This is a genomic window from Actinomadura roseirufa (genome assembly GCF_900659635.1).
Taxonomy (GTDB): Bacteria; Actinomycetota; Actinomycetes; order Streptosporangiales; family Streptosporangiaceae; genus Spirillospora; species Spirillospora roseirufa.
The window spans coordinates 1-12,292 of sequence record NZ_CAACVB010000001.1 but is presented as its reverse complement, the minus strand read 5'-3'; the positions used below and the strand labels follow the sequence as shown (position 1 = coordinate 12,292).

The window sequence follows — 12,292 nt, the reverse complement described above, 5'->3', positions numbered from 1 at the left end:
CCCGGACGACCGCGAGCACGACCTGCGGGAGGCCGGAGATGGTCAGGGGGCCGCGCCGGTCCCAGCCACAGCGACCCGTCGACGCGGCCGCGCCCGGCGAGCTAGTCCAGCAGCGCCGCGCGCGCCGGGAGCGGCACGGTGCGCACCTGGCCGCCCTTGCCGTTGCAGGCGCACGCCGCCGGTCCGCGCGGTCACCGGGACGTCCTCCGTCTCAAGGCGGGCGTACTCCTCCACCCGGGCGCCGGAGTACAGCAGGACTGCGACGATCGCCCAGTCCCGGGCCCCACGCCGCCGCGCCGCCCCCGGCCTGCCGATCGTTCAGCGCGACCGGTTCCCCGGGCGGCGTCACCCGCAGCTGCTTGATCGTCAGCCGCAGCCCGGCACGCTCCGTACATCAGCGCCGGCGCGGCCCGCGCCTGGTCGACCTTGGAGACCGAGGCCCGAGCGTCCACCAGGTCCGCGCGCCACGTGCTCACCGCGGCGTCGGCGCCGACCACGTCCCGGAAGGCGTCCGAGCGCTCCTCCGCGCCGCCTTCCTCCACCGGCCACGCCACGAACGCGCGGCAGTGCCGCCGGTACGCCTCGACCGTGTTGGAGCTCAGGGCCCACCGGTCGAGATGCTGCTAGACGTCGGCCAGAGCCCGCTCGGCGGCCGCCACGGTGCCCGCGACCGCGGCCGCCGTCCACTCGGCCGAGATCGCCGTGGCGGCGCCCGCCACCGTGGTGTACCGCTCGGCGTCCGGTCGCAGCGCGATCACTCGACCCCCGGAACCGGCCCGGCTGTTACCCGTGTCCGCCATGGCGACCGCCCCTCGCGTCGTCAACCACGGACTTTCGTCCCCGCCATCGAGGGCGCCAGGACGGCCGTTCATCGGCGGCATGAGGTTCTCGGGCAACCCCGTCCAGGACCTGAAGCCCGCAGGGCTGCAGACCCCCGGCTTCTGCCGAAGATCCAAACATGGGGGAGTTTCTGGGGTCGCCCTACGCGCGGGCGCGTGCAGGTGGGCGAGATGGTGGTGGGGGTGTCGGGAAACGATGGTCGTGATCCGGATGTGGCCATGGTCGGCGGTCCAGGGGTGGACGCTCGTTGACTGGTTTGCCGTGGAGTTGATGAGGCGTGTTCGACGGCGGTGGCAGTACGAGCTGGCGCGGCCGGCCGCGCGCGGCGCCGGGGTGGCGTTGGCCGGGCTGGGCCTGGCCGGACTGGCGGTGGCCTACGGGGTGGCGTTGTGGAAGATGCCCGGCTGGATGGGGGTGACCGATCCCAAGGATCGGCATAACGCGCGGCTGCTGGTGGTCTCGGCCGGTGGTGCGATCGTGGTGGCGATCTCCCTGCTGTACACCGCGCGCAACTACCGGCTGTCGCACCGTGGGCAGGTGACCGACCGGTTCACCAAGGCCCTGGAACGGCTGGGGTCCCCCGACATCGACGCCCGGCTCGGCGGCATCCATGCCTTGGCCCATGTCACCGCTGATTCCCGCGCTCATCACGATGACGTCGTGGAGGTGTTGGAGGCCTTCGTTCGCCGCCGGGCGCCGCGGGCCCGCCTCGACGGTCGTGAACCGAGCTTGTCGCGCCGGCCGTCTTTGCCTGGGCGGCCTGCGGCAGATGTCCAGGCCGCCCTGACCGCGCTGGCCGTACGACCCCGCCGCCCTGAGCGTCGCAGCTTGGACCTCAGTGGCCTTCATCTGGCCGGCGCCCGGCTGAACGGCGCCGATCTGCGCACTGCGGACCTGCGCGGGACGAATCTGGAAGGCGCGGATCTGAAGGGCGCGGACTTGCGGGATTCCGGCTTGGAGGATGCGAACCTGCGCGGTGCGAGCCTGCGTGGTGCGGATGTGCGTGGTGCGGACTTGCGATCTGCGGGCTTGAAGCACGCGGACGGGATACGCGCGGAAGCGGAGATGCCCGCGCGTCGGTCGAGCGAGCGCGTGCAGGACCCGCGCCGCGCCGAAGCAAGAAGGGACGCATTCCTCCTAGTGGGGATGGACCTGGAGGGCGCGGACCTGCAGGGGGCGAACCTTCAAGGTGCGGACCTGCGAAGGGTGAGCCTGAAGCGAGTTCAGCTGAGGGGCACGAACCTTCAAGGTGCGGACCTGCGGGACACAAGCCTGCGAGGCGTCTTCCTGTGGGAGGCGGACCTGCGGGGCGCGAACCTTCAAGGTGCGGGCCTGCAGGGCGTGTTCCTGTCGCGCGTGGACCTGCGTGGTGCCGACCTGCAGGGCGCGATCCTGATGCGTGTGAATCTGCGGAGCGTGGACCTGAGGGGCGCGGACCTGCGGAACATCCGGGGGCAGTCGGAGGAGTCTGTTCGGTCCACCGCGAGAGTGAACGCGCGCACCCGATTTTAAGGATGGCGGTCTCAGGGGGTCGTTGCATCGACCTGAGCGCAAAGGGCAGCGTAAAGCGCGCTCGGTGCGCGATAGCCGTGGATTCTGCGGGGACGGTCGTTGAGCTCGGTTGCGATCCGGTCCAGGTCGTTCTGGTCAAGGAGCCTGAGATCGGTGCTTTTGCCCAGGTATTGGGGTAGCGGTCCGTTGGTGTTCTCGTTGGTGCCGCGCTGCCAGGGGCTGCCTTTGCGGCAGAAGTGAACCGGCATGCCCATCTGGGCGGTGAGCTGGGCGTGCTCGGCCATCTCCCGGCCCCGGTCCCAGGTGAGCGATCCGCGCATCGGGGGCGGCATCTGCTCGATGGCACGAACCAGATGCGGACGCACCTGCTGGGTCTTGATGCCGTCGGGCAACGCGACCAGTCGGACGACGCGGGTGGTCCGCTCCAGCAGCGTTGCGACCGCGGAGGGACGCCGGCCCATGACCACGTCACCTTCCCAGCGGCCGGGCACGAGCCGGGTCTCAACCTCGGCGGGGCGCCGGCTGATGGGCACCATGTCCCGGATCTGCCCGCGGCCGCTGGGGCGGCGCACGACACGCGGATGTCGCATGGTTCGCCCGGTGCGCAGCTGCCCGGTCAGCTTCCGGTTCAGTGCCCGCCGCGGGTCGGACAGCGACATGTAGATCGTCTTGTGTAAGACCCGCATGCCGAGATGGTCGGGGTAGACCAGCGGGCGATCTGCTGCGGCGACCGGCGGCACTCCAGCCGCTCCTCGACGATTCGGCGCAGCGGCGAGTGGACGGTCAGCTTGGCGGGCTTGGGACGTCGCGCCAGGCGGGCGGCGCGGGCCTGGGCGTCCAGGGCGCGGTAGCGTTCGCGGCCGCCGTCGCGGCTGATCTCCCCGGCCACCGTCGAGCCCGGCCGGTTCAGCCGGCGGGCGATCGCACGGCCCGACATCCCCGCCGCGAGGCCCCGCGAGATCTCCTCCCGCTCGTACAGCGTCACATGCCCGGCGGCACGACGCTGGACCTGGACCCGCACACCTCCGCTTTGAGTCGGGAACCGCCGCACGTGCTGCTGCTTGACCCCCACATTGCGAGCGATCGCGCTGATCGGCTCGCCCTGCTTCCACTGCCGCCACTGCTCCCCCTGCTGACCGGACGACCAGGCCGGATGGCGTCCGGTGGCGAAGGCCGGCTTCGATCACGCGATGTGCGCCATCTGCGTGTGGCGCTCGGTGCAGGCGCACGGCGACACCAAGACCCGGAAGTCGCGCCGGACACTGGAACTCCCGCAGCGGGCGGCGGAGACACTGCGCAGGCACCACGTGCTGCAGGCCTCGCAGCGGCTCAAGGCGGGGGAGGCGTGGAAACGCACCGGCTTGGTGTTCTGCTCGGTGGGCGGAGGGGTGTGCCCCTCGAGGAGATCGCCGAGCTGTGCGGGCACTCCTGCCCGGCCGTCACCAGGGGCTACCGGCATCAGTTGAAGGCGTTGATCGCCAAGGGTGCCGACGCGGTGTTCGGGCCGGGCGGGTCGGCGTCGGTTGGGTGACGGTGGCTCCCCTTTTGGCTCCCCTTCGACCTTCAAGATCGAAAAAGGGCTTCGGAGCGATCTCCGAAGCCCCTCTGAGCTGGTACTTCTCTGTCGGGACGGCGGGATTTGAACCCACGACCCCTTGACCCCCAGTCAAGTGCGCTGCCAAACTGCGCTACGTCCCGGTGCCTGCCGCAGCAGGCGTGATTACTGTAGCGCAGTCTGAGAGGTCGTGCGTACCGGGTTACGGTGCCGTGGCGGGGGGCCGGTCTGGTAGGCATGGCCGGTGTTCTCGTTAGTGACGCGGGTGGGGCCGGCTGTTGTGGCCGGGGTCCTGGTGTGCGGGTGTGAGGGGGGCGGGTCGCCCTCTTCGAAGCCCTCGGTGTCCGTTGGTTCGCCTACGGTGAGGCCTGGGCCGGAGCGGTCGGGGAGGCCGGTTCCGCGGCCGTCGGCGGGGGCCGGGGTGCGCGCCGCGTGGGTCGTGTTCGATCTGAAGGCCGGGCGGGTGCTCGTGGAGCATCGGGCGCGGGAGACGTTCCGGTCGGCGTCGGTGGTGAAGATCCTGCTGGCGCTGGACTACATGCGCGAGCACACGGTGTCGGCCGCGGATCGGGAGACGCTGGGGCTGATGCTGCGGTCGAGCGATGACAAGGCCGCCACGGGGTTCTGGAGGCGGGGCGGGCAGGCGCGGATCATCGAGCGGATGGTGCGGCGGGCGGGGTTGCGGGACACGGCGCCGCCGCCGCGGGACAAGCCCGGGTTCTGGGGGTACACGGCGCTCAGCGCGGCGGACGTCGTCCGGACCTACCGGTATCTGGTCGGCGGGGCACCGAAGGCGCATCGGGAGTTCGTGCTGGCGCAGCTTCGGAGGTCCACGCCGTGCGGGACGGACGGGTTCGACCAGACGTTCGGGATCCCGCGGGCGTTGAAGCGGCCGTGGGCGGTGAAACAGGGATGGTCGGGGTTCGGGAACGTGCCCGCGGTGCCGTGCCGTGGGGGAGGGATGGTGCGGGCGGCCGATCTCGGGATCGGGAGGCCCGTGCTGCACACGACCGGGATCGTGGGGCGGCACGTCGTCGTCGTGCTGACGCTGCAGCCGGTGGGGACGTCCTTCCGGGCCGGGTCGGCGCGGGTGACGTCCTTGACGCGGCAGGTCTACGCCTCGGCGGTGCGGTAGGGGCGCAGGCCCCGCGCGCGGTAGTTCGGCAGGGCGTTGGGGTGGTCGAGCGTCGAGGTGTGCAGCCAGACGCGCCGGGCGTCGGGGAGGAGTTCCCACGCCTTGCGGAGGACGAGGGTGAGCGCGTGGCCGCCGACGCCGCGGCCGGTCCATTCGCGGAGCAGGCCGAACGTGGTGATCTCGACGTCGTCTCCGTCGATGGCGTAGCGGGCGAGGCCGATGTCCTCGGTGAGCCTGAGGACCCAGGAGTGGTGGGGGCCGTTCAGGTAGGCGGCCCATTGGTCGTCGGTCCAGGAGGCGCTCTTCCACTGGTACTGGACACCGATGCGGCAGGTGAGGTCACGAGTGACGGATGGGGCGGCGGGTTCCATGGTGATGGGGGCGGGGCGGCCGGGGACGAGGTCGGCGGAGCTGGTCATCTCCAGGTAGGTAATCGTCGTTTTCACATGATCACTGTACGAGCGTCCGGGCGACCCGGTCCACGTCCTCGTCGGTGGTGCGCCAGTTGCTGAAGGCGGCGCGGATGCCTGGGGTGCCCCAGAGGACGGTGGGGGTGACGAACGCCTCGCCGGAGGCGGCGACGTCGTTCATGACCGCCTCGGGGGACCGGCTGTCGTGGGCGAAGCAGACGACGTTGAGGCGCACCGGGGCGAGCAGCCGCCAGCCCGGGGAGGCGGCGAGGATGCCGCCGAGGCGGTGGGCCTGGGCGATGTTGCGCTCGACGATCGCCCGGTGGCCCTCGCGGCCGTAGGCGCGGAGGGTGAACCAGGCGGGCAGGGCCCGCAGGCGGCGCGAGTTCTCCGGGGTGAGATGGACGGGGTCGGCGGCGCCGGGGGCGCCGAGGTAGGCGGCGGAGTTCTTGAACACCTGGGTCTGCAGGTCGCGGCGGCGGGTGAACTGGACGGCCGAGTCATAGGGGACGTTGAGCCATTTGTGGAGGTCCACGCATACGGAGTCGGCCTCGTCCAGGCCGGCGACGAGGCCGGCGTGGGAGGGAGAGAGGGCGGCGAACCCGCCGAACGCGGCGTCCGCGTGGAGCCAGAAGGGGTGCCGGTCGCGCAGGGCGGCGATGGCGCGCAGGTCGTCGAAGTCGACGGTGTTCACGGTGCCGGCGTTGGCGACGACGATCGCGGGGCGGCCGCCGAGGGCGGTGAGGGCCTCGTCGAGGGCGTCCGGGTCGACGGCCTCGCGGCCGGGGAGGGTGGGGACGGCTTGGAGCCGCCTGCGGCCGATGCCGAGCATGGAGAGCGCCTTGGCGACGCTGGAGTGCGGGGCGCCGGACAGGACGGTGATCTCGCCGAGGGCCGCGGTGCCGTCCTCGGCCGGGGAGACGCCGGCGCGTTCGCCGAGCCACTCCCGGGCGATCGCCAGGCCCGCCGTGGTGGACATGGTCGCGCCGGAGACGAACATGCCCGTGTGGGACGGGAGGGCGAGCAGTTCGGCGAGCCAGCCGAGGGTCTCCTGCTCCAGGTCGGGGGCCGTGGAGTCGAGCAGGGAGGTCGGGTTCTGGTCGAGGACGGTGGTCAGCCAGTCTCCGGCGATGGAGGCGGGGGTCGTGCCGCCGGTGACGAAGCCGAGGTAGCGGGGGCCGGCGCCGCCGGAGAAGCCGGGTTCCCAGCGCTCGGCGAAGTCGGCGAGGGCGCCCTCGAGCCCGGCCGCCGGGGGCAGCGGCCGGGCCGGTGGCGGGACGGGCTGGACGGCGGCCGGGCGGCCGTCCAGGCCGTCCAGGAGGCCGGCGGCGTAGCCCGACAGCAGCCCGGGCAGCCGGGCGAGGTCTTCGTTCATGCTGGTGACGCTAGGGGCGGTGGGGGACCCCTGTCGCGATCCAATCGGTGGAAGTGGACTGGCGGGTGTGGCGGGTGTGGCCGGGATGTTCCGGGGAAGAGTCCCGGGAACCGGTCGCTTCCGGCTCGAACGGAAAACCCGGTTAAAGATATGGACTGCTTATGAGATGGGGACGAATACCTCATCGTCGGCCTTAGTACCTTTTTCTCCCGGGGCCATCGCAACGCCGAATGGGGGACTGGGTGGCGGAAGCTGAGGGGGCTCCGGCTCCGGGCACGCCCGCGGAGCCGGGTATGCACGCGGCCGTACCGGACCTTGAGGACCTGCGGGGGGCCGCGCACGACCGCGCGGTCCTGGCCGAGGCGCGGGTCGTGCTGGCCCGGCGGCTCGGCGTCCCGCCCGGCGAGGCCCTGCAGCATCTGATCTGGCTGGCGCGCGACCTGGACCTGGAGCTCGCCGAGGCCGCGGCGCTGGTGGTGGGGGGCCAGGACCTCGAGGAGGGCGCCGGGCGGGTGGGCGCGGTGGTGGCGGGCCGTCACGCGCCGCGCGCCGAGGGCGCCGACGCCCGGCGCACGGTGGTGTCGGGGGCCGAGGACGTGCTGCGCCGGGTCACGGCGGAGGACACCAGCGGTGACCCCGAGATCCTCGCCGCGGTCCCGGAGGACCCGACGGCGCGGGCCGTCCTGGACGTGTCCCTGGACGGGGCGGCGCACCTGGTGCCGGTGCGGGGGAAGGAAGGGCGGGTCGCCGACTTCCTTTACGCGGGCCTCAACTCCATCGCGCGCGACCTCTTCGGCCGGGGGGCGGACGAGCTGACCGGGCAGCGGCTGCTGCTGGCCGAGCCCGGCGTGGCGATGAGCGGCCTGTTCGAGGCGTTCGTCGAGGTGCACGAGACCGGGACGGCCATGGAGCGGCTGGGGGTCAGGTACTCGACCGCCCAGAGCGGGCTGTCCCGCACGTCGCGGATGAGCGTGCGGTGCGTCTCGGTGCCCACCGGGATCTGCGTGACGTGGCGGTTCCATCGGGGCGAGGACCGGATGGCGCGGCGGCTGGAGCGGGTCGAGCGGCTGGCGCTGCTGGGGTTCGGGGAGTGGGACCTCGCCACCGGCGAGGCGAACTGGACGCCGCAGATGCTGGCCAACTACGGGCTGCGCCCCGACGAGGTGCCGCCAATGCCGCACGACCTGCCGAAGGTGGTGGCGGGCGACGACCTGCCGCTGGTCGAGGAGGCCGTGCAGACGCTGTTCTCCCGCCGCGAGCCGGTGGAGGCCGAGCACCGGGTGATCGGCAAGGACGGCGCGGCGCGGCACCTGTGGGTGTTCGCCGAGCCGGTCCTGGACACGGCGGGGCTGCCGGTGTCGATCAACATCGTCTCGCAGGACATCACCCGGCGGCGCGGCGTGGAGCGGGCGCTGGCCGAGACGCGCCGGCAGATGCTCGAGCAGCAGGCGCAGACGGCGCAGGAGCGGCGCGTGGCGGTGACGCTGCGCCGGGCGATCCTGCCGGACGAGCACGAGCTGGAGCGGCTGCCGGGGCTGGGCATCGCGCTGCGCAGCCTGGCGGCCGAGAGCACCGCCCGGATCGGCGGCGACTGGTTCGCGACCCAGGCGATGCCCGACGGGCGGGCGATGTTCGCGATCGGGGACGCGGCGGGGCACGGGCTGCCGGCCGCGGCGGCGATGGCGCGGACCCGCAACGGGCTGCTCGGGCTCGCCTGCACGGGGGAGCCGACGGGGCGGCTGGCGGGCTGGCTGAACGACCTGGTGGGCCGGATGGACCCGCCGGCGACGGGCACCGCCGTGATCGGCTGCTTCGACCCGGGCCGCCGCGTCCTGGAATGGACCTGCGCGGGCCATCCGCCGCCGATCCTGGTGCGCCGCGGGCGGGCGGCGCCGCTGCAGGTCGTCCCGGACCCGATGCTCGGCGCGCTGCCGGGCTGGGAGTACGCGACGGTCGGGACGCGGCTGCGGGCCGGGGACCTGATCTTCCTCTACACCGACGGCCTGGTGGAGCGCCGGGACGCCGATCTGGACGAGCGGATCGAGCGGCTCACGGCGATCCTGCAGGAGGCCTCGGCCGGCCCCGAGCCCGTGCTGGACGAGGTCCTGGCGCGGATGGAGCACGACCGCGCGGCGGACGACACGACGCTGTTCGCCCTGCGAGTCGAGTGACGCAGGTCACGCGGCCATCCGAGTGATCACTCTCCGTGACCCGGGTCTCATCTCGGGTCCTTGGAGATCGTCCCGGGTGCCTCCGGCTCCGGACGTCGGCCGTCTTTGCCTGCCTCTGAGACTGGTCGCGAAGGTAAAAATGGACGCCCGGCCGAAGTTGTGGAGGCCCTGTGGCGCGGGCCCTGCGGACGGACGGGCGGTGCGCCGCCGCGCCGGGCCCAGGGTGATCGGGAAGACCCGCCCGGGGTGGTGTGTTGGGACCCCATTGGAAGGGCTTTGAGCAGGCAAGAGAGTGTTTTGTGCCTGATTTGCTTTTCTTGAGAAGGTTGGTACCTTCTGTCTGAATCACGCAGCGCGTTCCATGCGTTGCCGCCGGTCGCGTACTCGCGCGGCCGAGGATCGCGGAGCGGCCACCGCCCGCGACACGCGCCCCGCGGGGGCGCCCCTCTCAAGATCAGTCGCTGAGACACATCCGAACAGGCATCGCGATCCGCGCGGTGCCAGGCCGAGTCCGTCCAGGTCCACCCGACCGGACGGAGCCGGGGACCCAGGTTCCAGGGGTGAATCGGCGCGCTCCCAGAGCGTGCCGTAGGGCAACTTCCATGCCCGAATCCGTCAGCTAACCCGGTAGGCGTCATGGGAGACAAGGAGATTCCCCGCATGACCGGTCTTTTCAATCGACTTTCCCTGAACAGCCTCACCCCCGAGGACCGGGCCGTCGGCGTCGCCGTAGGCGCCGTGCTGGCCGGAGCGGTCGGCCTCGCGGTCTTCACCCCCCTCGCCGGTGAGAACGCCGCCGCCGGGACCCCGGCCGAGGCCGCGGTGGTCTCGCACCATGGGAAGGCGGCGTCGAAGACCCGGCACGTCAAGAAGCCGTCGGCCACCGCCGAGGCCCGCCGTGAGGGCTTCAAGGTCGCCCCGCACCGGGTCAAGCCCGCCGAGGTCATCAAGATGGCCGAGTCGCAGGTCGGCATCCACGAGGGCAAGGGCGGCCAGACCAAGTACACCCGCTGGTACGTCTCGACCCCGCACGCCAAGCAGACCGCCAAGCGCGACGGCGGCCGGGTCAGCGACTACAACGGCGCCTCGTGGTGCAACATGTTCGTGTCCTGGGTCGGCGCGCAGGTCGGCGCCAAGAACATGGGCTGGGACGCCTACACCGTCGGCCACGCCACCTGGTTCAAGCAGAACCACCGCTGGGGGCAGAAGGCCCGCCCCGGCGCGGTCGTGTTCTACGACTGGCAGAACGGGTCCAAGGGCCGCATCGGTGACATCGACCATGTCGGCTTCGTCGTGAAGGACAACGGCGACGGCACCATCAAGACCGTCGAGGGCAACACCGACGACGCCGTCAAGAACAGGGTCCGCAGCAAGTCCATGGTCGTCGGCTACGGGTACCCCGACTACCGGAAGTGACCCCACGCCCCACGGGGGCGTCACGGTCCGCGCACCCGCGGAGCCCACGGAAGGCGCCCGGCCTCACGGCCGGGCGCCTTCCGGCGTTCCGGGCCGTGGCCGCGCGGCGCTCGGTGGCCGCCACCGCCGAGTGATCACCAATGTCGGGTCATGCCAATCATTGACAGGCTTTGATCGGTCTTGGACCTCCGCGCGGCGTTCCGGGAAAGGAATCCCTGGCACGCCGGAGAGCGGAGGGGAGGCCCATGCGGGTGCGCCCGGATGTCAGCGTGGTGGTGATCGCCTACAACGACGCGCGGCGGCTGCCGCGGGCGGTCGCCTCGACGCTGGAGCAGTCGCTGGGCGGCGTGCAGACCGTCATCGTGGACGACGCGAGCACCGACGGCACGGGCCGGGTGGCCGACCACCTCGCCGCCGCGCACCCGGACCGGGTGCGGGCCGTCCACCTGCCCGTGAACTCGGGGGGCTGCGGCCGTCCGCGCAACGTGGGGGTCGAGCGGTCCGAGGGCCGCTACCTGATGTTCCTCGACAGCGACGATCTGCTGGACCGGCACGCCTGCCTGAACCTGCTGGCCGCCGCCGAGGAGACGGGCGCCGACCTGGTCTCGGGGCTCTGCGAGAGGATCTTCCTGGACGAGCCCGAAGGTTCGAAGGAGCGCGTCCGCCCCTGGTATCCGTGGCTGTACGGGCACAGTGCCGTGTACGGGTCGCTGGCGGAGAACCCCGACCTCCTCTACGACACCCTGTCGACCAACAAGGCGTACCGCCGGGGCTTCCTTGAGGACAACGGGCTCCGTTTCGTCGAGAACCTGCACTATGAGGACCTTCTCTTCACGGCCGAGGCGTACCTGGCGGCCGAGCGCACCGCGCTGATCCCGCACCGGGTCTACCACTGGCTGGTCAAGGAGCGGACGCCGGCGCCGTCGATCTCCAACCGCCGGGCCGACCCGGCCAACTTCGCCGACCGGCTGGAGATCCACCGGCGCATCGACCTGCTGTTCGCGCTGCGCGGCGCGCACGGGCTGCGATCGATCAAGGACGCGAAGTTCGTCAACCACGACCTGGTCCTCTACCTGCGGGAACTGCGCGACCGGGAGCCGCGGCACCGGGCCCGGTTCCTGGAGCTGGCGGCCGGTTACCTCGCCGAGCTGGACCCGCGGGTGTTCGAGACCGCCAACCCGATGCCGGCGATCGCGGCGTTCCTCGTCCGGGCGGGCGACCACGCGGGCGCGCTGGCAGCCGCCGACTACGGCCGTGTCCGGCACCCCGAGCTCAGGTCGCCACTGGTGGAGCGGGACGGGCGGATCTTCTGGGGCGCCGGGCCCGTCCGCGGGGCGGGGGCGCCGGTCCATGCGGGCGCGGGCCGCCGGGTCCTCGACGTGACCGACTTCGGCTTCCATGAGCGGCCGGTGGGGGAGCTGCGCCCGGCCAACACCGTCACCCGCCTGGAGATGCGCGGCGGCCGTGCCCGCATGGCCGGGCACGTGCTGAACCCGCTGGGCCGGATCGCGCCCACCGCGAAGCTGACCGCGACGCTGGAGTTCCACGACCGGCGGCGCCCGCGCCGGAGACGGCGGACGGAGGCGGTGATCGAGCACCGGGGCGACCGGCTGGCCTGGCGGGCGGACTTCGACCCCCGCGATCGCCTCCGGCCGTTCGGTTTCGCCGATCCCGTCTGGGACGTGCGGCTCCGCGTGCGGGCGGACGGCGAGGAGATCGTCACGAGGCCCGGGGACGGTGCCGGCGCGGCGCCGCTCGGCGGCGTCGCGCTGCCGGTGCGGCCGCGGCTCACCCGCCTGGCCGCCGGCCGGTTCCGCTCCTACGCCACCGAGGGCGGGCATCTGGCGTTCGTCCTCGAGCCGGGCGGCCCGTGGGGTC

The 12,292-nt window shown here is 72.4% G+C and carries 9 protein-coding genes, 1 tRNA gene, 1 pseudogene and 1 riboswitch; of the genes and pseudogenes, 6 read left to right on the top strand and 5 right to left on the bottom strand.

The annotated features are described in order from the left end of the window. Positions 1-623: 623 nt before the first annotated feature. Entirely contained in the window at positions 624-800 is a 177-nt protein-coding gene (locus E1291_RS41655; protein ID WP_165494870.1) for a hypothetical protein, read from the bottom strand. Positions 801-1,050: 250 nt separating this feature from the next. Between E1291_RS41655 and E1291_RS00045 the strand changes: the two genes are divergently transcribed. Further along, positions 1,051-2,352, top strand: a complete 1,302-nt coding sequence (locus E1291_RS00045; protein WP_242613856.1) for a pentapeptide repeat-containing protein — start codon at positions 1,051-1,053, stop codon at positions 2,350-2,352. 11 nt (positions 2,353-2,363) lie between these two features. On the opposite strand, the pseudogene E1291_RS45355 reads toward E1291_RS00045, so the two are convergent. After that, positions 2,364-3,511, bottom strand: a pseudogene (locus tag E1291_RS45355) (IS30 family transposase); the annotation flags it as partial. A 231-nt stretch (positions 3,512-3,742) separates the two neighbouring features. Between E1291_RS45355 and E1291_RS41650 the strand changes: the two are divergent. Further along, positions 3,743-3,883, top strand: a complete 141-nt coding sequence (locus E1291_RS41650) for a hypothetical protein (RefSeq protein ID WP_165494868.1) — start codon at positions 3,743-3,745, stop codon at positions 3,881-3,883. Between the two features lie 93 nt (positions 3,884-3,976). On the opposite strand, the gene E1291_RS00035 is transcribed toward E1291_RS41650, so the two are convergent. Continuing rightward, a tRNA-Pro gene (locus E1291_RS00035) sits at positions 3,977-4,050 on the bottom strand. A gap of 278 nt (positions 4,051-4,328) precedes the next feature. On the opposite strand from E1291_RS00035, the gene E1291_RS00030 reads away from it, so the two are divergent. Continuing rightward, positions 4,329-5,042: a serine hydrolase gene (locus tag E1291_RS00030; protein WP_242613853.1), complete on the top strand. Its 714-nt coding sequence runs from the start codon at positions 4,329-4,331 to the stop codon at positions 5,040-5,042. On the opposite strand, the gene E1291_RS00025 is transcribed toward E1291_RS00030, so the two are convergent. Further along, the gene (locus tag E1291_RS00025; RefSeq protein WP_207400471.1) at positions 5,021-5,488 is read right to left on the bottom strand and encodes a GNAT family N-acetyltransferase; all 468 of its coding nucleotides are present in this window, start codon (positions 5,486-5,488) and stop codon (positions 5,021-5,023) included. The two genes, E1291_RS00030 and E1291_RS00025, sit on opposite strands and share 22 nt — an antisense overlap. A 4-nt stretch (positions 5,489-5,492) precedes the next feature. Further along, entirely contained in the window at positions 5,493-6,827 is a 1,335-nt protein-coding gene (locus E1291_RS00020; protein WP_131735411.1) for a pyridoxal phosphate-dependent decarboxylase family protein, read from the bottom strand. 293 nt (positions 6,828-7,120) lie between these two features. Here E1291_RS00020 and E1291_RS44455 point away from each other — a divergent pair, with 293 nt between their 5' ends. From E1291_RS44455 to E1291_RS00005, 3 genes are all read left to right on the top strand, one after another. Beyond that, positions 7,121-8,998 (top strand): PP2C family protein-serine/threonine phosphatase, encoded by a 1,878-nt coding sequence (locus E1291_RS44455; protein WP_131735410.1) that lies wholly within the window; start codon positions 7,121-7,123, stop codon positions 8,996-8,998. Positions 8,999-9,491: 493 nt separating this feature from the next. Beyond that, positions 9,492-9,646, top strand: a riboswitch (cyclic di-AMP (ydaO/yuaA leader). 12 nt (positions 9,647-9,658) lie between these two features. Next, positions 9,659-10,414, top strand: coding sequence for a CHAP domain-containing protein (locus E1291_RS00010; RefSeq protein WP_165494867.1), 756 nt, complete (start codon positions 9,659-9,661; stop codon positions 10,412-10,414). A gap of 245 nt (positions 10,415-10,659) precedes the next feature. Beyond that, positions 10,660-12,292: glycosyltransferase family 2 protein (locus E1291_RS00005; RefSeq protein ID WP_131735408.1), on the top strand; the 1,633-nt coding region annotated here is incomplete at its 3' end.